This is a genomic window from Beggiatoa leptomitoformis (assembly GCF_001305575.3).
GTDB classification, from domain to species: domain Bacteria; phylum Pseudomonadota; class Gammaproteobacteria; order Beggiatoales; family Beggiatoaceae; genus Beggiatoa; species Beggiatoa leptomitoformis.
This window is the reverse complement of sequence record NZ_CP012373.2, coordinates 174,269-195,667: the sequence shown is the minus strand read 5'-3', so window position 1 is coordinate 195,667 and position 21,399 is coordinate 174,269. Positions and strand designations below refer to the sequence as shown.

Sequence of the window (21,399 nt, the reverse complement as noted above, 5' to 3'; positions counted from 1 at the left end):
GCCGTCCTACCACTTTTGAGGAACAAAACATGGCAATTAAAGAAATACTAGTCCCCGATATTGGCGACTTTAAAGACGTACAAGTCATTGAGATTCTTGTCAACGTTGGCGATACCATCAACAAAGAACAATCCCTTGTGACCCTAGAAAGCGACAAAGCCACGATGGAAGTTCCTTCTTCCGACTCAGGCATTGTCAAAGAACTAAAAATCAAACTCGGCGACCGCCTATCCGAAGGCTCTGCCGTCCTTATCCTTGAAACCAGCGCGGGTGCGGAAACCCCCGCCACAGCAGTAGAAACAGCCCCCATTGCCTCACAATCCGACATGCCCCGCCCGCCTGTCGTCAATGTTCCTGCTGTTCCCGACATGCCTGTTGCACGCAATGGCATCAACGACCCCCGTCGCCCCCATGCCCTGCCTGCCACGCCTGACAAACCCATAGCTCCTCTCAACATTCCCGATGTTGACAAAAGCTACGCCAGCCCATCCGTGCGCAAATTTGCCCGCGAACTTGGTGTTGATTTAAACAAAGTACAAGGCAGTGGACGCGGTGGACGCATCCTACACGAAGACATACAAGCCTTCGTTAAAGGCGTGATTAATCAACCGCCAACCGTTATTGTCCAACAAGCCACAGCCCCTGCAACTGCACCCACAGGCGGTATGGGCATCCCCGAAATTCCTGCCATCGACTTCAGCAAATTTGGCGAAATAGAAACCCGCCCACTCAGTCGCATCAAGAAAATTTCAGGCAACGCCCTACACCGCGCATGGCTTAACGTCCCACAAGTCACCCAATTTGATGATGCAGACATCACCAATTTAGAAGCCTTCCGTAAAAGTTTGAGTGCTGAAGGCGAAAAACGCGGGGCGAAAGTCACCTTTTTAACCTTCTTAATTAAAGCCTGCGTCAACGCGCTGAAAACCTACCCTGATTTCAACGCCTCACTAGACCCCAGCAAAGAAAATCTGATATTAAAACAATACTATAATATCGGTGTTGCGGTGGACACCCCAAACGGCTTAGTTGTACCTGTGGTGAAAAATGCGGATAGAAAGGGTTTATTTGAAATTGCGGCAGATTTAGGCGAGTTAAGCAAAAAAGCCCGTGATGGCAAATTATCGCCAAATGAAATGCAAGGCGCGACCTTCACCATTTCCTCACTCGGTGGTCTTGGTGGCACAGCCTTCACCCCGATTGTAAACGCCCCAGAAGTTGCAATTTTAGGCGTTTCCAAATCTGCCATGAAACCTGTCTATCAAAACGGCGAATTCGTCGCCCGCCTGATGTTGCCTTTATCGTTATCCTATGACCATCGTGTTATTGATGGCGCAGCAGCCGCACGGTTTACGACAACGCTATGTTATTTATTAGCGGATGAAAGGAATTTGTTGCTGTAGTTTAGGTTCAGGTTGGCTGGGTGCTGATTTGGTATCCAGCCAATTAATAAATATTTTAAGAGGATATATGATGGAAAATGACCCAAATTTTTATATAAAAGAATATTTAGATAGTTATCTAAAGTCAGATAACCCGCAATTTGCTGTAATGCTTAATGGAAAATGGGGAAGTGGTAAAACATGGTTTATTGAAAAATATATTGAAGAAAAGAAAAAAGAAGAAAAGAAAACAAATAAATATTTATATGTTAGTTTATATGGGATAAGTACAATTTCTGAAATATCAGATACTTTCTTTAAAGAGTTGCACCCATTACTTGCATCAAAAACAGCAAAGTTTGGAGGGGCTCTTTTTCGAGGATTAATAAAGACTTCTATACAGCTTGATATTAGTGGCGATGATAAAAAAGATATGTCTATCAACTCAGAATTACCTAAAATTATTGAGTTTTTGGGCGATGTTAAAAGCTATACGCTTATATTTGATGATTTAGAACGGTGTAAAATTCAATTAGATGTTGTTTTAGGCTATATCAATAGCCTCGTTGAACATCAGGGATGTAAAGCAATTATTATTGCAAATGAAGAGGAAATTAAGGCGGGAACGGACGATAAAGTTCAACACGCATATAAAAGAATAAAGGAAAAGTTAATCGGGCGTTCTTTTACCACAGAACCAATATTAGAAGATGCTATTAATACTTTTATATTAGAAATAAAAAAAGAAAAATTAAAAGATTTTTTTCAGAATCAAGCGAGAGAGGTTATTACAGGGGTATTTCGTCAATCGAAATACGATAATTTGAGATTGATTAAACAATCACTTTGGGAATTTGAACGATTATATGGAGAGATTGAAACAACTAATAACCTTTTTTCAGAAAATACGTCCTTTCTAAAGAAATTATTATTTATCTATTTAGTACTCTCTTTTGAAATAAAACAAGGTTCTTTATCTATGGTCTTTTTTGAATATTTAGAAAAGGTATTAATAAAAGAACTAGAGGAAGAAAAAACACTATTAGAAAAAAAATATCCATATGTATCTATTTATAATTTAATCTTTTCTGCAAAGGTTTGGAACGTATTTTTTACAAAAGGTTTTATTTCTAAAAAAGATATTTCTGAAACGCTAGAGAAACAGAGTGAGTTTAGTGATTCTAAAACACCTGCATGGGTAAAGTTATGGAATTTTTATAAGTTAACAGATGAGGAGTTTCCGACAATATTAGAGCAAGTTGAAAATGATTTAAAAAATAGAGTTTACACAAAACCACAGATAATTCTGCATATCTACTGCATTTTTTTAAGGCTATATAAAGAAGGTTTATACTCACAATCTTCAAACGAGATTGTAAAAAAATATAAGCATTATTTCTCTGAAGCAAACATAACCCTTGAAGAAATCAGTGATTATAATGAATCTTCAGTTGAAGGTTGGGACGGACGTGGATATTCCTCAAGAGAAACCGAGGAGTTTAGAGAAATGTTTAATTATTTAAAAGAACAAATTAGTGAAGTTAGAGATAAAGAAGCTAAACAATATGTTCAAAGATTGAACCTATTGAATATGATGAAGGAAAATGCAGATGAATTTATAAAAATATTATACCCAATATCAAAACCTTATAATAAAAACTATAATATGCCAGTTCTTAAGTATTTAAATGTAGAAAAATTTTTAGAGACTTGGTTAAATTTAAAGCCAGAGTTAAGAGAGCTAATATCTCAGGCATTAGTTAAAAGATATAACTATTTTGGAAAACGCTTTATAAATGATGAACAAAATTTTTTAAACGAACTTAAAAAAGAAATAGATAAAGAAAAAGGATACAAAAAAGGAAAAGTCAGTTATTTACACTTGAAATCTTTGGAAGAACAGATTGAAACAATACCTGAGCCTGATAACAAGCAGGTCTAGTGCACGTCAACATAACCCAAAAAAATTCATTTCAAAATAAAGTAGTTATGGTGCAAAAAAACGCACCTAACCCCCACCCAATCCAAATCAGATATAAAACGGATTTATTTCAACGATAACTAATACAATTAGTTGTCATAATGTGATTATAATTTCTGAAAAAATTCATAAAATCCCCCTTTCATTCCCGTCAATAAACTAAAATAATAAGTATTAAAAATACACTAAAAAAATCAATATACTATTACAGACGACATTTAACACTATGCTAACTAAATACTTTAATCACGACGCATTTAAAACCCGTTTGTGGGATACCATCGCGCAAATAGAACAGCGTTCTCTAGTTGAGGTCGTTGTTATTATTAAGCCACGTTCTGAAGTTTATACCGATATTAATTTGTGGTGTGGTACGCTAACTAGCTTTATTGTTTATACTTTTTTTATGTTCTCACCTTGGTTTTTTGGGGATTATTTGATTTATACAGGCACAATTGCTGCTTTTACGATAGGTTCACTTTTTAGCATGTTTATTCCCGCCCTACACCGCGCTTGTTTACCACGCAAACGGATGCGGCGTAGCGTTGAAATCATGGCGCGGGCATTGTTCCAAAAAGCAGGGATTTATAATACGCATAATCGTACAGGGACTTTTATCTATCTCTCGTTATTTGAACGGATGGTGCATATTTTGCCCGATAACGCCGCTTATACAGCAATTCCTTTTGATGAGTGGGAAAAATTTAACACGCAACTAGAAACGATTTTTACCGCGCCTAATCCTGCTGACGCGCTGTTACAGGTTTTAGAGGCGCATCAGGCTTTATTTAGTCAGTATTTACCCCCCATAGAAAATGATATTAATGAATTACCTGATGATTTAGAGGTAAATATATGAAACGTTGGTTACTAATAACGCTTGTTTCTCTTGTATTTTTAACCCTACTTGCACCCATTAATATTATTTCTCTGCCCAATGTAAACAGGATTAGTTTGCCCGTATTAGGCATCAGTAATGCTGAAGCGCGTCCGGGGGGGGGCTCTTCTTTTCGGTCATCAGGGAGTCGGCGTTCTTCTTCAAGCAGTCGTTCTTCAGGTCGTTCATCTGGTTTTTCATGGGGTAGTAATAGTAGTAGTAGCGGGGGATATATTGATACAGATTTAGATGTTACGGAGTTGTTAGTAATTATCTTTATCATATTGATTATTATAATAATACATTATTACTCTCAGCAGCGGGATGAAAAACGCTCACAACGAGTTGTGAGTTCTAAAGCCACCCGCGAGAATTTATCTAAAAAACAAGTCAGTATCGATAAACGCTTAGACGCTTTACGCCAGCGTGATTTGGGATTTTCTCGAGTTCTATTTTTAGACTTTGTACATTCGCTTTATCATAAATATTATAGTTATCGGGGAACTAGCGACATGCAGTTGCTAACACCTTATTTTTCTAAAGGTATTTTGAGCGAAGCGAATCAGCCACAGTATAAAAATCAACAGGTAAGTGAAATTGTGGTGGGGAGTTTGAATATTATAGATGTTGGAGAATGGACAGAAAACGAGGGGATTAAAGTTGAAATTGAGGCAAATTACACGATTAATTATGTTGATAAAAAACAAATCTATCGACATCTTGTTAAGGAAACGTGGTTTTTAGTCCGACGTAAAGGTGTTCAGTCATCCCCGCCTGAAAAAATGCGGAGCATCACTTGTCCGCAGTGTGGCGCGCCTGCGCATTTTAACGAGGGTGGTCAATGCGAATATTGTGAAACGGTTATCCATCGTGGAACAATGCAATGGATGTTAGATCGACGCATGATTTTGGAAAATGAGCAGTTTAAAGCAGCGTTATTAGGTACTTATGCGGAAGAAGAAGGTACAGAGCTTGCGACTATCCGACAAGCTGATTTAGCTGAACAACAAAATGCGTTTGTTCATGCACGTAATCTGAGTAGTTGGGATGATTATTGGCGGGATTTTCAAACGAATATTGTTAAAACCTTTTTCTTAGCCATTTATGCCGCATGGACGGCTCAAAATTGGAAAGAAACCCGACATTTATTGTCTGACCGTTTGTATGAAACCAATGATTTTTGGATTCAGCAATACAAAGCACAGGGGTTGGTAAATCGGCTGGAAAAAATAACGATTCAAAAAGTTATTCTCGTTAAAATTGAGTGTGATTATTACTACGAGGCAATTACTGTGCGGATTTACGCCAGTTGTTATGATTATGTGACGGATAAAAAAGGGAGTGTGATTGGGAGGTCAAAGAATACTCAGCGCAAGTTTACGGAGTATTGGACATTTATCCGTCGTGCGGGGATTGTAAAACCAGAGGGTGAATTTGATTTGCATAGTTGTCCTAGTTGTGGCGCGCCATTGGATAAAATGAGTATGGCGGCAGAATGTGGTTATTGTGGTTCAAAAGTCAGTACGGGGGATTTTTCGTGGGTATTATCGCTGATTACGCAGGATGAAGTTTATCAGAATTAGTCACGGATTATTAAAATAGCAGGGGTTATCAGTGGTTACTTGATTTGTCCGTGTCAGGATTTAACGCTACAATCGCGTTGTTTTTTCATCTTTTCATTTTGATAGTTCTGAAAATCCTGATGTTGACAAGTTTTTTATAAAAATAGGAAACATTATGTTATTTAATTTGTTAAAAACACTCCATGTGTTAGCGATGGTTATTTGGGTGGGCGGGATGTTTTTTGCGTATATGGCACTGCGCCCAGTTGCAGCGCAGTGGCTTGAATTGCCATTGCGTTTGCAAGTATGGACACAGGTTTTTAAGAAATTTTTCCCTTGGGTTTGGCTGGCGACAGTGACGTTGTTAATCACAGGATTATTAATGATTTATTTGTATGGCGGAATGGCTCATGTACAGTGGCATGTGCATTTAATGTTGCTAACAGGGCTTATTATGATGACGATTTTTATTCACTTGTTTTTTATAAGCTATCGTCATTTACAAGATGCTGTTGCGATGCAAAACTGGCAAATAGGGGCTACACGTTTAGGGCAAATTCGCCGTTTAATTGGCATTAATTTAGTCTTAGGATTAGTCACGATTGTGGTTGCAACATTAGGAAAAACCTTATTTATGTAGCATCTACAAATGCGGCAAGGGTTAAATCGTCTGCCGCATAAACGCCTTGTTTTGCCAATTGTTCTAAGGCGCGTTTTACCCGACGTTTTACAAAATCCCCTTCTATTTGTTTAAACGCTAACAGTTGTTCAGCAATATCAGCAACAGAAATTCGTATGCCATCCGCAAAATTGTAGCATTGTCCAATCCCATCAGAAGCAATAGCAACCGTTTGATAATCTGTTAAGGAAAAATCAAAAATGAGTTGTTTATTGTAGGGGACAATGGCTTTTTGTGGTGCGCGCGAGTCATTAATAATCAGCGGATGGCTATCATGGCTTGCATATTCTTGCTGACGTGTTGGTGTTAGCCAATAGGATAAGTAATAGGGCGCGTTGTGGGTGAATTCGATTTCAATATAGTTGACATTGCCCTGTCTATCTTTAAGCAAAATCACGCCATCACCATAAACATAAACGCGAATTTTTTGTGCTAGTTGCAAGGCAATTAAGGTTGTTGCATCTAAAACAGATAAGGGCATGGCTAGTTTATGCACAATAGCTGCGGCATTGTGAATCAGTCTTTGCCCAAAAAGTTGATAGTTATCGATTAAGTTATCAAGTTGTGTTTCTATTAAGGCTTTTGCTACAAGGGACAATACCCGCGCACCAACGTCGCTATGTGCGGAGGAGGAGCATCCATCACAGACTATCAGAAAAGGATAGGGGGTATCACCTTGTATTGCATAATCTTCACAGATTGTATGCGTTTTACCGATGGTAAAAAAAGAATCGTAATGCAACATAAATGCGGTGTTCTCAGGGGAACGAGTTGAAAAAGACTTTCAAACCGAACATATCCCGTTTGGATAATTAAGTGAGTCCATGAAATGGTGTTATACAACCGATTGAAAAAATTGTATATATCATATTAACTTTTTGTCAAAAATCGTTCGGAAATGAGTTGGCATCTCATTCCCGACTTTTGTTGGGTCTTAGGTTTATAACAAAGCCGCTAATGCTTTATCACGGTCTATAATCAGCAATTTGTCCAGCGTATCAGGTTTTACCCCGGTATTAACATCAATATCCAATACGCGCTCAGAACGAGCGATTAAAAATTGGTAGTTTTGATAAGGGATTAAAATATCTAGTTTTTGCATGTCTTCTAGCGTGACTCGTTGATGATTGACGGCAATGATTTCGTCGCCTGCGTTTAAACCTGATTGATAAGCAGGCGCATCTAAGCGTAAGCTTTTAATAATTATTTTATCAACACGGGGTTCAAACTCTATGCCTAACCACACGGTACTTTCTGGTTTCCAGACAAATTGTATGCCGATTTTTTGATAGAAATCAGCAAAATTAATTTCGTCAGTGTTGGTAATCCAGTGATGAAATTGCGCAGCAAGATTTGCATTACTTAACTGGGTAATCATCGCTAATATGTCAGAAAGACTCACGCCTGTGCTTGGATTCTCTTGATAGGCTTGCCATAATAAATGCAATAAGTCGTCAATTTTCTTACCAAATGCTAATAGTTGAATGTGCAACAGCGCGAAAACCAGTCCGCCTTTTAGATAATAACTAATTGAGCTATTTGCTGTATTTTCATCAGGTCTATACAGTTTTATCCACGCATTGAACGAGCTATCTTCTAAAGAGTGAAAACGTCGACCTTCTGTTGCATAGTAACGCGCGAAATCTTCGCGGATTTTTTCCAGATATTCCTCAATTGTGCATAAACCCGCCCGTAATACAAATAAATCATCCATAAAACTGGTTAAACCTTCAGCTAACCAGAGCATACGGGTGTAATTTTCTTGGCAGTAGTCAAATTGCGCGAGTTCTGTTGGGCGTATGCGTTTTATATTCCACGTGTGAAAATACTCATGCGCAACCAATCCCAACCATCTAATATATTCTTTACGATTCGCTAATTTACGCCCATCAAATTGCAATGCAGCGGAGTTACTATGTTCTATTCCACCATACAATCGCGGTATAAAATGGGCTATAAACGCATAATGCGTGTAAGGCATAGAATTCATGGTGTGACTGATTAATTCTACGAGGGATTGAATATCTTGGCGTAAGTCGTAAACATGAGGGAAAATATCGCCATAAAATCCAATATGATGGGCTTTATTATTAACGTAAAACGTATCAGTCTCATGATTACCTATTTCTATAGGACAATCTAATAATTGGTCGTAATCTGTCGCAATATAGCAGTGTGGATATTTGGATAAGGCTTCTAATCCTGTGGTAACATTTTGCCATTCTTCGGGAAATTGTAGGCGAATAATTGGGTTACATAAGGCAACATCTTTAATGCCTAATAAATAAGCAGGGGCATGTAAAAACGCATGTGTGCTATCAACATGACAGGTTCGCACGCTAAATTCGTGACAATATACCTCATAGACAATTTGAAAATCTAAGATTGCTTGTGTCGCAACAGGGCTATTTGTCCAGTCAATTTCCCATGTTCCTTTAGCAATTTGTTGACAAGATAAAGGAATATTATCGAGGGTGCTTGCAGAAAGTGTCCGAATATGGCGGGCATATTCACGCATTAAATAAGAACCGGGACTCCATGAGGGGAGAAAAACTTGTAGCCGTTGTTGCTCGCTGTCTCGTTGCGCCTTGAGGGTTACTTGAACAAGGTGAGTGTGAGGGGCGGTAATGCTGACGAGATAATGAACTTGCATAATTGATAATCTATCGTAGCGGGTTGCAAAAAATAAAGCCTCGTAAAGTTTTTACGAGGCTTTTGTATAACAACATAAAAATGGGTTATTTACCCGTTTTTACCGTCGTCCACACTCGGGTTAAGACACGTTCAACTTTTTGCGGCAGAATCTTTAACATGAATAGTTTTTTCTTCACCTCATCCGCAGGATAAACCCCTTTATTATTCTTTACTTCGTCTATAACGGTTTCTAAAGAAGCAGGATTTGGGTTTGCGTAGTGAACAAAGTTGGTAACACTGGCAATGACTTCAGGACGTAAAACGAAGTCGATAAATTTGTAAGCCGCCGCTACGTTTTTCGCATCTTTCGGAATGGCTATCATGTCAAACCACATAATAGTGCCTTCTTTTGGCACGCTATAAGCGACTGTTACACCTTTATTCGCTTCTTTAGCACGGTCAGCCGCTTGTAATACGTCACCTGACCAACCAATTGCAACGCAAATGTCGCCATTTGCTAACGCATTGATATATTCGGAAGAGTGAAAATTAGTAATGAAAGGACGCAGCTTCAACATAAACGGTTTTACAATGTCGGTGTAGTCCGTTTCAACTTCACTTAACGGGTTTTTACCCAGATAATTCAGGATAATAGGAAATATTTCTGTGGGAGTATCTAACATATACACGCCACATTTAGACAGTTTTTCCAAATTTTCGGGTTTAAGGACTAAATCCCAACTGTCAACAGGGGCATTTTCACCCAAAGCGGCTTTAACCTTTTCGGGGTTGTAACCGATGCCTGTTGTTCCCCACAAGTAGGGAATTGCATATTTATTTTCTGGGTCAACAGCTTCTAACCCCTTTAGTAAAACAGGGTCTAGGTTTTTATAGTTGGTTAATTTGCTTTTATCTAAAGGTTGATAAACGCCCGCTTGAATTTGTCTGCCCAAGTAGGGGGCGGCAGAAGGCACAACGATATCAAAACCCGTTTTGCCCGTCATTAGCTTGGCTTCTAACACCTCATTACTGTCGAACACATCATAGACAACTTTAATGCCAGTCTCTTTTTCGAAATTAGCAACAGTATCTTCAGCAATGTAGTCAGACCAGTTATAAATATGCAGAACATTTTCTTCCGCACGCACCGCACCGCTTGCAAGGGTGCAAACAACTGCAATACCTAACAAACTTTGTTGAAACTGCTTGAACATTATGATAATCCTCGTCAAGAAAAGGGAATAAAGTGACAGTATAGCCTGTGATTAGAACGATAAAAAGCACACGTTAATTTAAATCATTCATGTGCAGAATGCACATGTGTTGTGCCATCTGCATGAGTATGGTGATGATGCTCATGAGAATGCGCATGTATTCTCGCCCCATCAGCTTGTATTGCAGGGCGAGCGGTTCTACCCGTTTTTAGGCGTTCGCGTTGAACGTGCAGTTCGTGGCGTAACCATGCTATCCATGCTTGCATCCCTAATCCTTTTTTGGCTGATAGGGGTAAAAAAGGCGCGTAATTAGCCAATTGGCGCAAATTACGTTCTGCTTTTTGCGGGTCAAAATCATCTAAAAAAGGTAATAAATCGACTTTCGTCAACAGCATGGCATCAGATGCACGAAACATCACGGGATATTTTAGGGGTTTATCGTCGCCTTCTGTGACGGATAACAGGGTTACATTGCGATGGTGTCCTAAATCAAAACTGGCGGGACAAACTAAATTTCCTACGTTTTCAATAAAAAGAATATCTAAATTATCCAAATCTAATTGATGAACCGCTTGATGTACGAGATGTGCATCTAAATGGCAAGCCGTTCCTGTGACGATTTGCACGGCGGGAACACCCTTTTGGCGGATGCGTTCGGCATCATTTTCGGTTTCTAAATCGCCTTCAATCACGGCAATGCGCAGACTGTCTTTTAAGGCTTCTATCGTATTTTCTAATAATGCAGTTTTGCCCGAACCGGGGGAAGACATTAAATTGATAACTAATACCGCATGTTCATCAAAATATTCACGATTATGTAAGGCTTGATGGTCATTTTCTGCGAGTAGATTTTGTAAAACCGTAACGGCAATTCTACCCTCTTCTGTTTTAGCCAGTTTTCCATCCCCTTGTATTAAATGTTCATTGCCTGCCGTTACATTGCATCCACATGTATTACACATAATTTCCTCTTCTTCAATGGCCTTAATCGATACGCACGTTGACGTTATAGTATAGCTTGCGACTGATTGACGTAAGAATGATTTTACTTAACGAAGTAGATGTGATGAGGATGTATTTTCATTAATGATAGGATTTTGATACAAAAATAGAAATTGTTCGAATGAAAAGTGCGGTGCAAGTTGTTTACTGACAAAGCTACTAAAACTTAACAGTAGGAAAAGCAAGCAAAAAAGGATAAGCCAACCTTGTAAAAAGGTTCTCAGATTAGCGGGTGAGTTGGTTGTTTCACGTTTTGCTGTAAAAAAATCAGTGTATGACAAGCTTATTTTGTGTTTACTCAACTGTTGAAAATACCGTAAGGTACGCAACCAACGTTTATTTTTATATAAAAGATGAGTATTCATTAAGGTCGCCTACGGTGGGGTAATGATGATTTAACTGTATAAAGTTTCTTAGTGTCAATTATGCCATACTTTTTTTAACCTGCATTATTTAGCGGTTTTTTATCTTTTTTCTTTGTTAATTTTGAGAATTTTAATTTAGACCGTTGCAGATGTGTTTTATAAAAAAACAGGATATATCGTATTATTAACGAGATATCCTGTTTTAATAACAAGCTCGAATAGATTTAACGTGCTTGAACGCCTGATACATCAAAGAGTAAATCTGATTCACGTCCCGTCAACTCGATGTCTAGTACGCTGCTATCGTTATCAATACGAAGACAAGGAATATCAACGACATTTTGGGTTGAGTTGTAGGTAGCAACGCAATCACTGTCAGTAATAACACGATACAATCCGCTATCTTGTACTCCCACAAAAAGAATTTCAGGATGATGCGGGTTGATAACCAGTGCGCGAATATTAGGTTCTGAGAAAACGCCCACGGATAATTCTGTCCAAGTTTTCCCTCCATTCGCGCTACGGTATAAACCTGTTCGTGCGCCTAAATAGACAATTTCTGGATTATGGGGGTCAATTACAATATTGTCGGTTGCAATATTATGAATAACTTCCCATGTCTCCCCCCCATCAATACTTTTGCGAACACGAGCACTAATAGGGGATTCGTAACTGTAAATGTATGGCTCACTAACATAAAGTGTATTTGGATGATGTGGATTAATGGCAATGGGTAATTTTGTATAAGATGGGTAGGAATATAATCCCGTTTTTAATACCCAAGTTTGTCCTTGGTCAATGCTCTTATAAAGTCCATCAGCAAGAGGACCACCGCTAAATAAGGTACTAGTGGTACTCTGATAAAGCGTATTGGGATTCTGCGGGTCAACGGCGAGAAATGATGGAGCAAACACGGAGGATGTGGGACTTTCCCAGTTATCACCACCATCAATGCTTTTAAAAAACGAAGCACTAAAAGAGTAGGCAAAAAGATAAATAATATCAGTGTTATAAGGATTGATTCTTAACTGAATCCGTTCGCTTTTACTCTCGAGCTTTTTTATCCAAGAGATGCCATTGTCCTCAGATTTAAAGACACGTGCTGTGAATGTTGAATCATCCACGGTTGTTAGGTAAATAATAGCCGTATTTTGCGGGTTAATAACGATATCATTAATAGTCCCTTCAACGGTTTCTGTTTCTACCTGTTCCCACTGTTCTCCCCCATCTTTACTCTGATAAAGCAAGTCAGCATCGGTGAAATAGAGCATATTTGGATTATGCGGAGAAATGGCAATTGTGTCGTTTTCACCAAATCCACTGCGACCCCCAGCGATACGTTCCCATTTTGTAGCATAAACAGTATTGGAAAAAAGCGATAAGTAAATAAATGCGATATAAAGGCTTTTCATTGGAACATCCTTATGACTAACTTAGCCATTTATCAAGCTATTCTAATCGGATAATTGATTTCTTTTGAGTACCGTTATAAGAACCGCATTTAAGAAATCATCAGAAGAGAAGTGATAGGCTTCTGCTATGGTATGTGGCGTAAATTCTTTTCCTTCAAAGGAATAGGAAACAGGATTTTCTCTGTTTAAAGTCAAGTGGTGCATGGGTGTTTTTGTTCCATAGACATTCCCTTTTGGTGCTTTTGACAAAAAGAAAAGACTAGTCTGTTCTTTTGCATCACTTAAACCGTATTCAGTGGTTGTCTGGGGTTGAAACACGCGATAAACATTGGCTCGCTATCACGAACCATGATGCTGGTAGAAGTGTGGATGACTTACAATGGAGGTCAGCATGATTCAAACCCAGTACATGCCTAAGTTCATGCGTTAAAAGATGTCTGCGTTTATCTTGCGCAGGGGACATAGAACCATCGCCATTTGTAAAGCAGATACTTGAAAAATTACGGATGCGGGTGAGTTAATGTATTCATTTGTTACATGGATGAAATTACTATCACTGTAGGATGAATCTGCTAAATCAAGGACACCCATCACGGCATTATATTACGTGCTTCCATATCCCGTATATCTCCATGTATATGTAGGCGAAACTGCTAGACAATCTTTGGAAAAGATGCTCGCCAATAGTAGTATAAACAGTGTATTTTTTAACATCTTTGATTTCCTTGTTATATATAAAGCACTTAAAGCGCTATGCTTAACATAGTACAAAAAAATAATCCAAGCAAGTCTTTTTGAAAGATATTTACTTAAATGTCATATAAAAATAGATGATTATACTGTCTAGTTGTATAGCGTATCAGGTCTCTATTTTATTTATAAAATTTTTCTGATTTCAACTTTTTTGAACATAAAAACTAAAACAGAAACCCTTCACGGGTTTTAGGCGGGGCTAAGTGGGGTTTATCTTGCATCGATTCCGTGTCTGATGTTGACGCAATCGTCGCAGGTTTTATCGGTGGGCGGGTTTTTGCGACGGGACGCGGGTTTTTTTGCTGTGTCGTAGTGCTTTCTTTGGGTTTATTCGTCGTAGCAACGGCTTTATATTCCGTGTAATGAACAGGCGTTCCAAATAAGCCGTCATCTTCTACATCATGTTCTGTATTACGATTATTTTCCTTAGACGCGACCACACGCGGTTTTTGTCGAGCGGGTTTAATGGGTTTGGCAGGTTCTGCGTGAACGATAATATATGGTTTTTCAGCGGACATGGCTTTTATCGGGTCTATTTTTTGTCCTGATTCTATAATAACAATGGGCATTGTGTAGGGGGAAAATTCCTTTTCTACACTGCTTGCGGGTGGTGATGGTAATTCCAACGCGACACTATGAATAGGTTGCAATTTTTCTTGCAATTGTGCATCACTTAACCATCGGTCAGTCGTTGCATCCACAACAGGGGTATTGTCTGCTAATTGTAGTGGTGCAGGTGATGCGTAAATATTGTCAGGGAAAAACACATAATTATGTAATGCTTTCGCTTTTTGTTCGGCAATAATCGCTTTGTCACGTTCTGCCTGTGCTAATTCCACATTTTCCCACGCAATATTTAGTTGATATTCAACTTCTTCAATGGTTTTACCTTTCTCATACACCCCCAATAAACCCGCTGTGGATAATAGAACCAATCCTGAAAAAAACCAGCGTTTTAGTCGTTGGAAAATCCGTTGTTGACGGTCAGACTCGACAAAAAACGCATATTGAATCGTACTTAAATCTTCTCCCGAGCGGGCGTAATATTGTCGTAGTAAGGCTAAATCTGTCGCCCGCCATAATAAGCGGCTACTCCGTTTCTCTCTATCCCATTGTTTTGCCGCATCAGCTAAACGGTGTTGAAAAAAAGCATCGCGTTGCAATGCCGTAATCCAACGGGCAAGGCGTGACCAGTGCGTCAATAAAACGGCGTGTGTCAGTTCAACAAAGGTTTGTCCATGGCTCTTACTTATCGTTAATAAGCGCGTTTCTGTTTGCGAAAAACTATTTAGTACCGCTTCTACTGTTTCAGCCGTATCAACGGTGTTTATTAAAGTTTCCTGCGTTACACGGCGTGGATGCGCGCCTTGTTCGTCAATATGCAGTAACTTTAGAAAAATCGCTCGTGCAGTGGATTTTTCCCGCGAGGATAAGGCATGGTATAACCGTTCTGCCTCTATAGATAAGGCTTGCGGGACATCATTGAGCATTTTTAACGCTTGGGTTTCGCTCATTCCTTGTTGTTTATAGTGCCATAAACGTTGTAGGGTAAATTGTAATAAGGGCAAGGATTCTGCATTGCTGCGGGTTTGTTGAATAAATTGCTCGATTGTTGTTTCTGCTAAGGGATAGTTGCTATCACTCGACGGCGCGCAAATCGCTTGACGCAATTGCGATTTTGTTAGCATCGGCACTAGAATCGATTGTGTAGCTAAGGCTTGATATAACAATGGATGGTGTTGTGTGGTAGCGAGAAAATCTGTTCGTAAAGTCAATATTAGGGTAAATGCCGTTTTAGCGTCGGACGCGGCAAATAGTAAATTATCGATGAATAATTCGCGTTCAGCATCATCCTGACAATGGGTATAAAGCTCTTCAAATTGTTCAATTAATAAGAAAACAGGGGCGTTTGTAGATTCGGGAAATGTTTGTAATAACTTACTTAAGCCGAGTTTATGTTGTAATTGTTGGGTGAATATTAATGTTTTATCTAAATTATCATTGGTTATCCTTTGATGTAATTGGGATAAGCCAAACGCAAGACTTTTGAGCGGGTGCGCGCTGGGTTTGATAACAGCCAGCCACAACCGCCGAAAGGGGGCATAGCGTTGATTAACCCATTGTGGTAATAAGCCTGCTTGTACCAGTGACGATTTTCCAACACCACTTGGACCTATAATGGGTAGCAGACGCAAGGTTAATGGATTTGCTTGTTCCCCATAAAAACTTAATAGGCGTTCCCAGAGTTTATCTAGTAAGGTTTCGCGCCCAAAAAATTGGGCAGTGTGTTGTGCATGAAAGGCGGATAAACCGCGAAAAGGATTGATTTCTTTATGGCTTTGGGTTTTTCTGTCGGCGAGTGAACTGTATTGCTGGAAAATAGTCACTTGTCCATATCGCCCGTTTAAGCGCAAGGTATCTTGTGCAAGATAAGTTGTTTGAATATAAGCAGTATTACACATGGTGGCATGTCCTAAAATGCGTTTTTTTTAGGATTGCAGAAACAATGCCAGTGTGGATTAAGGGCTGGGATTTAGTGTATTTAAGGTTATAATTCTTTGTTTTTTCTGTTTTTTATAACGTAGCTGATGTAAACCAATTAACCATTGTTGGCGTAAGGTTGGTATATCAATGGGTTGTTTGCCATAAATGGCGGATTCTAGGGTTTTACAAACGATTATTAGTAATTCATGACCAACATAATTTTTCTGTAATGTTTGGGTAATCCGTGAAAACGTTGCAGGGGGGGCAACTTGCCAAGTAATTTGTGCATAGTGTTGAACTTGTTGTTGAAATGTAAAAATGTCTTCAATAGTTTGCCACTGTTTACGCCAGTAACGTGCAGATAATTTTTGCGGGGAGTGTGTCCAACGGTAATAAATTCCCCAACTGAGTAATAAACCACATAGAGCAATAATAGATTCGTAAATATAAGCGGTTATATGAAAGTGTTGTGTAACGGCTGGCGTATTTTCAGGCTGTATGATGGGCGTATTATCTATAACTTGCAGGGTTTGACTTGGTAATTCAGTTAGTTGAAACGTTTTATTTTCGGTATCCCACCATTGAATTTTTAATTGTGGTAACGGTAATTCGCCTGCTTTTAAAGGGGTAATACTGAATTGTTGGGTGATTTTATTAACGGGGGTTTTACCGTCGGTTGTGGCTAATGTGCGTTGTCTTTCTGGGCTTGGGCTACGAATGCGAAAATCTTGGGTGTTGGTCAATAGGTCTTTGAGGTTGGGTAAGGCTTGCCCGCCCATGCCCTCAGCCGTCAAGGTGATGGTGAACAGTAACGGTACACCGATAGGCGTTGTTGGTTGAATATTGTTTGTCCATGTCTGTGTTAAGGTGAGTTTTTTTAGGGGTAGCCACAGGGCGGGTGCGTTAGGCGGTGGTGTTTGCACATTTAATTCAATCGGGCGGCTGTTGATTTCTACGGGTAAATAATTAATTGTTGAAAAATTTGTGTTATGGCTGAGTATGTTATGTTGTTCATCGGGGCGTAGCCCTGTCATTTTGCTGGCTTCAAGCGTTAATGCACCTGTGCGTAATGGGGTGAGTAAATAAACCACTTCTCCGATGATAACTTCTTGATTATTTATTACTTCTCTGTGATTTTGAATCACCTTTCCCATAGGATTGCCTAGATGTTCCATAATCACACCATCGCTGGGTGGAGTCGGCTGTAAATCGCGCAATTCGCCTTGATAATAAAGGCGTAATGTGTAGTAAATCGGTTCGTATAAATAGGGATTGGGATTAGAAATTTTTGTTTCTAGGATAAATTGCGGAGCGGCTTGTTTGGCTTCATCCAGAATAATGAGGGGTAGCGGTGGACTGTAAACAACGCCAACGGTTGTTGGTAACGAGAAGGCAGGTAGGGTAAATGTGCCTGCTTGTTGTGCTTCTAGTGTGTATTGCCAAATAATTTGGCGACGCATTTCGCCGTTGATATTAATCGGTGGGGGGACGATGCGTTGGCTGTCTTTAACACTAAAGGAATGCGGTAATATACGCATATCAGGGGATTGACTGCTGCGAATATCGCTTTCGCTGGCATCCAGTAGCGTAATGCGTAAACGAAATAACTGTCCAATAACAAGGCGATTCGGTTCAGAAACCACGTGTAATTGTGTTGCTGCTGATAACGGAAAAGCCAAACAGCATAATGTCCAAATGCAAAACAATTGGGTGGTTTTCATGCAAACCCCTTAGGCTTTTTGCCACAGCATCAATAAAGATAGGTAGTGATAAAGAACGCAGGATGAACAAGATTCTCTTTTCTCAATCCGCCTTTTTTCCAAGAGGAAAGCGAATTTATTGCTACCATATCTTAAGAATGAACAAGAAATAGAACCGCTTAAAGCGATGCCATCCCTATTAGCGTTGCAAGTTTCTTAAACCTGATGCAAATCATCCAAAGAATATGACGCGCCCACCCATTGTTCAACCTGATAAACCACCATTTCCTGACTTTTGCCTTTAAATTTTAGCGGTGGTAGGGCATTGGCTAAGACATCGGTTTGTACTAATTCGTAACAGTCTGAGCCAATGAGGACTTCATTCGGGCGTGCATAACTGCAAATACGTGAGGCAACGTTAATCGTATCTCCAACAGCACTGTATTGATGATGCCATTGCGCACCTATATTGCCTACTAGCGCGTCCCCCGTATTGATACCTACGCCAAACGTGAGTAGTGGCGTGTTTGGTGGGAGTTTAGCACGCATTTCTTTTGCCATTGTCTGAATCATCATGCCCGCTCTTACGGCGCGTTGTGCATGGTCTGCTTGTTCATCAGGGGCGTTAAAAATGGCCATTACCCCATCACCCATATAATTAACCACTACGCCTCCCGCTGACATAATGGCTTTACTTACCATTTCTAAACAAATACTTAATATTTCAATTGTTTCTGCGGGTGTTAAGCGTTCACTAATGGTTGTATAGTTACGTAAATCAGCAAATAAGACCGATACACAGCGCACGCCCCCGCCAAGCTCTGGTAAAATTCTTTTTTCCATCAGTGCTTTACCAACTTCTGGCGGTACATAGCGTTGCAAAATATATTGCAGGCGTTGATTCGTATCGTCTAATGATTGTTTTAATAAATCCAATTCATTGCGTTGTTGGGTCAGTGTTTGCTGGACGTGTGACCATGAACTGGTATCAATTAGGGTAATAACAAATTGTGGCGGGGAATGACTTTCTTGATAAGGTAATATGCTGAGATTTAAATAATAAGTATCCCCTGTTGTAATATTGACCCGATTAAGATTTTCAAGACAAAACTTGGGCATAATGCCTTGTAAAATATCTTGTAAAAGGTCTTCACAGCCATATAATTCAGGAATTAATTCTGTTGCAGTATATTGTTTAATATCTGATAGTTGCGCAGGTTGTAGCTGCAATAAACGGTCGTCGCCAACATATTCTAAAATATTTAATTCTGCATCAACGCGCAGGTAGGCAACTTTTTGCTCACATAAGATAAGGTCGGTAATGGTTAGAGGCATGGTCAATTCCCTAAAAGGCGTTTTTTCAGTACACGGTATCATGAAAAAAGCGGGTTATACCATAGGGTGTGTCATCCATCTTGAAAACGGTTTAAATCCGTGTTTTCAGCATTATCCAAATTTAAAGCTGGGAAAAATCATGCTTTTATCTCTGGAGGTTTTGACTCAGACCATAAAGCTTCTGTGTCGGTCGTTTATAAAAACAATCGCTCTCGTTGCTCCCAATAATACTGTAAGGCATGATGAACCGCTTTAACAACGGCACGCGGGGTAATCGTTGCACCACTAAATTGGTCGAATACACCCCCATCACGTTTTACTTTCCAATCGTTTTCTAAAGGATTAATTAATGATTTTCCTGCAAAACTTAATATCCAATTAGAATGGCGTTCTTCTATTCCGTCCCCTAATCCCGGTGTTTCTTGGTGCGAAACAACACGCACACCTAGCAATGTTCCATCGTAAGCAATGGCAACTAATAGATAAATTTTACCGCTATAACCATCGGGTGCAACAACATTGAGAATAATCGCAACGGGCAAACCTTGATAACGCGCTCGATAAACGGTCACAGGTTCAGCAATGCCTAAGGCTTGTGCATCCGTTACCTGTAATGAATCACTTAATAAATCATTGTCATGCAAATTATCAGGGACTAAAACGGCTAAATGATGCGTTAATACAGCACGTTCATTCGCAGCTATTTGTGCTTTTGTTACTGTATAGCTAACGGCAACTAATGCACTGCCAATAATGCCAAAAAATGTAAGTATCAACATGGCTTTAACAGGACTTGAAAACTTATCAAGAAAGCTAAACATCCTTATTTCTCTCCAAATACCGTTGGTCGTGTTAAATAATCCAGTGCGGGGACAGTCATATTCATCAACAACACGGCAAAAGCAACACCATCAGGATACCCGCCCCACGTGCGAATAATATAAATCAAGCATCCAATGCCAACGCCATAAATAAACCGTCCTTGATTTGATGTCGCCGCACTCACGGGGTCAGTTGCTATAAAAAACGCGCACAACATGCTTGCACCGCTGAATAAATGAAACAATGGTGAGGGATAATGTTCTGGACTAATGAAGAAAAATACACTTGCAAGGGTAAATAGTCCGCCTAATACACCCAATGAAATTTGCCAGCCAATAATTTTTTTATACATTAACCAGCAACCACCAAGTAGTACGCTAAAACTAACCCATTCCCAACCCTTTGCACCAAAAAGTCCAAATAAAGGATTATTTTTAACCTCGCTAACAGGATGTAACTGTCCTAGCCCTATACGCATACTGTCCAAGGGTGTTGCACCCGTAATGGCATCCACAGTGAAACCGCTTATACTTTGCCCATAAAAAATAATACTAAAACTATCAGCAAGGGTTGGATAATGCTCTGTAAGTGCGTAAACAGAAGGCCAGCGACTCATATCCGCAGGGAAGGAAATCAGCAATAGGGCATAACCAACCATTGCGGGATTAAAAGGATTATTCCCCAACCCCCCATAAACATGCTTGGCGAAAATTAACCCAAATGCCACGCCTAAAACCGTCATCCACCACACTGTAAACGGTGGCAATGCAAAGGCGAGTAACCACGCCATCACCAGCGCGCTATTATCCTGCAAAAATGGACGTAGGGGACAAGCACGTAACCAAAGCATCAGGCTTTCAACCCATAATGCGGTTAGACTTGCGATGAGAATATTAACAACCACCCCCCACCCAAAAAACCAGACATAAACACTAATCGCAGGGAGTAAGGCATATAAAACATAACGCATAACTTGCGCAACACTGGTCGGCGCATGTACATACGGAGCTGATTGGAGAATAAAAGCCATAGTTTTGTCTATTCGTAAAATGCGTGCGTCAATTAAACGGTGGGTAAATGCTAAAAAGAAATCAATTTAGGGTGCGTGTCGCGCCTAAATTATCGCTGAAAAGCAGATAAGAAAGACGGATACCGCTGCTCAAAACGGTGGTATTCGTGCTGCAAATTATTTTTAAT

General features: G+C 39.7%; 17 protein-coding genes. 5 read left to right on the top strand and 12 right to left on the bottom strand.

Features of this window, described 5'->3' with window-relative positions; translation table 11 throughout:
• Positions 1-29 precede the first annotated feature (29 nt).
• From aceF to AL038_RS00860, 5 genes are all read left to right on the top strand, one after another.
• Positions 30-1,403 (top strand): dihydrolipoyllysine-residue acetyltransferase, encoded by a 1,374-nt coding sequence (gene aceF, locus AL038_RS00880; protein WP_062147644.1) that lies wholly within the window; start codon positions 30-32, stop codon positions 1,401-1,403.
• Positions 1,381-3,324 carry a P-loop NTPase fold protein gene (locus AL038_RS00875; protein ID WP_083991377.1) on the top strand — a complete coding sequence of 648 codons (1,944 nt, stop codon included), beginning with the start codon at positions 1,381-1,383 and terminating at the stop codon, positions 3,322-3,324. The genes aceF and AL038_RS00875 overlap by 23 nt, the downstream gene beginning before the upstream one ends.
• Positions 3,325-3,589: 265 nt before the next feature.
• Positions 3,590-4,222, top strand: coding sequence for a TPM domain-containing protein (locus AL038_RS00870; protein WP_062147639.1), 633 nt, complete (start codon positions 3,590-3,592; stop codon positions 4,220-4,222).
• A complete protein-coding gene (locus tag AL038_RS00865; protein WP_062147635.1) occupies positions 4,219-5,823 on the top strand; it encodes a Tim44 domain-containing protein in 1,605 nt (534 codons plus the stop codon). The genes AL038_RS00870 and AL038_RS00865 overlap by 4 nt, the downstream gene beginning before the upstream one ends.
• A gap of 154 nt (positions 5,824-5,977) precedes the next feature.
• On the top strand, positions 5,978-6,442 hold the full coding sequence (locus AL038_RS00860) for a CopD family protein (protein ID WP_062147632.1): 465 nt from the start codon (positions 5,978-5,980) through the stop codon (positions 6,440-6,442).
• On the opposite strand, the gene AL038_RS00855 is transcribed toward AL038_RS00860, so the two are convergent.
• From AL038_RS00855 to rsxD, 12 genes are all read right to left on the bottom strand, one after another.
• On the bottom strand, positions 6,435-7,226 hold the full coding sequence (locus AL038_RS00855; protein ID WP_062147629.1) for a protein phosphatase 2C domain-containing protein: 792 nt from the start codon (positions 7,224-7,226) through the stop codon (positions 6,435-6,437). The two genes, AL038_RS00860 and AL038_RS00855, sit on opposite strands and share 8 nt — an antisense overlap.
• A gap of 195 nt (positions 7,227-7,421) precedes the next feature.
• The gene (locus AL038_RS00850; protein ID WP_062147626.1) at positions 7,422-9,134 is read right to left on the bottom strand and encodes a M61 family metallopeptidase; all 1,713 of its coding nucleotides are present in this window, start codon (positions 9,132-9,134) and stop codon (positions 7,422-7,424) included.
• Between the two features lie 85 nt (positions 9,135-9,219).
• A complete protein-coding gene (locus tag AL038_RS00845) occupies positions 9,220-10,329 on the bottom strand; it encodes an extracellular solute-binding protein (protein WP_062147623.1) in 1,110 nt (369 codons plus the stop codon).
• Between the two features lie 83 nt (positions 10,330-10,412).
• Positions 10,413-11,291 carry a hydrogenase nickel incorporation protein HypB gene (gene hypB, locus AL038_RS00840; RefSeq protein ID WP_062147620.1) on the bottom strand — a complete coding sequence of 293 codons (879 nt, stop codon included), beginning with the start codon at positions 11,289-11,291 and terminating at the stop codon, positions 10,413-10,415.
• An 87-nt stretch (positions 11,292-11,378) separates the two neighbouring features.
• Positions 11,379-11,696 carry a hypothetical protein gene (locus AL038_RS00835; protein ID WP_062147617.1) on the bottom strand — a complete coding sequence of 106 codons (318 nt, stop codon included), beginning with the start codon at positions 11,694-11,696 and terminating at the stop codon, positions 11,379-11,381.
• A 224-nt stretch (positions 11,697-11,920) separates the two neighbouring features.
• Complete coding sequence (locus tag AL038_RS00830; RefSeq protein ID WP_062147615.1) at positions 11,921-13,108, bottom strand: WD40/YVTN/BNR-like repeat-containing protein; 1,188 nt, start codon at positions 13,106-13,108, stop codon at positions 11,921-11,923.
• Between the two features lie 42 nt (positions 13,109-13,150).
• Positions 13,151-13,426, bottom strand: coding sequence for a hypothetical protein (locus AL038_RS00825; RefSeq protein WP_145917034.1), 276 nt, complete (start codon positions 13,424-13,426; stop codon positions 13,151-13,153).
• Between the two features lie 599 nt (positions 13,427-14,025).
• Positions 14,026-16,323, bottom strand: coding sequence for an nSTAND1 domain-containing NTPase (locus AL038_RS00820; protein WP_062147612.1), 2,298 nt, complete (start codon positions 16,321-16,323; stop codon positions 14,026-14,028).
• A 57-nt stretch (positions 16,324-16,380) separates the two neighbouring features.
• Positions 16,381-18,066 carry a BatD family protein gene (locus AL038_RS00815; protein ID WP_062147609.1) on the bottom strand — a complete coding sequence of 562 codons (1,686 nt, stop codon included), beginning with the start codon at positions 18,064-18,066 and terminating at the stop codon, positions 16,381-16,383.
• Between the two features lie 195 nt (positions 18,067-18,261).
• Positions 18,262-19,380 carry an adenylate/guanylate cyclase domain-containing protein gene (locus tag AL038_RS00810; RefSeq protein WP_062147606.1) on the bottom strand — a complete coding sequence of 373 codons (1,119 nt, stop codon included), beginning with the start codon at positions 19,378-19,380 and terminating at the stop codon, positions 18,262-18,264.
• 194 nt (positions 19,381-19,574) lie between these two features.
• Positions 19,575-20,201 carry an electron transport complex subunit RsxG gene (rsxG, locus tag AL038_RS00805; RefSeq protein ID WP_062147602.1) on the bottom strand — a complete coding sequence of 209 codons (627 nt, stop codon included), beginning with the start codon at positions 20,199-20,201 and terminating at the stop codon, positions 19,575-19,577.
• Between the two features lie 2 nt (positions 20,202-20,203).
• Positions 20,204-21,232 (bottom strand): electron transport complex subunit RsxD, encoded by a 1,029-nt coding sequence (gene rsxD, locus AL038_RS00800; protein WP_062147599.1) that lies wholly within the window; start codon positions 21,230-21,232, stop codon positions 20,204-20,206.
• Between the last annotated feature and the right edge of the window lie 167 nt (positions 21,233-21,399).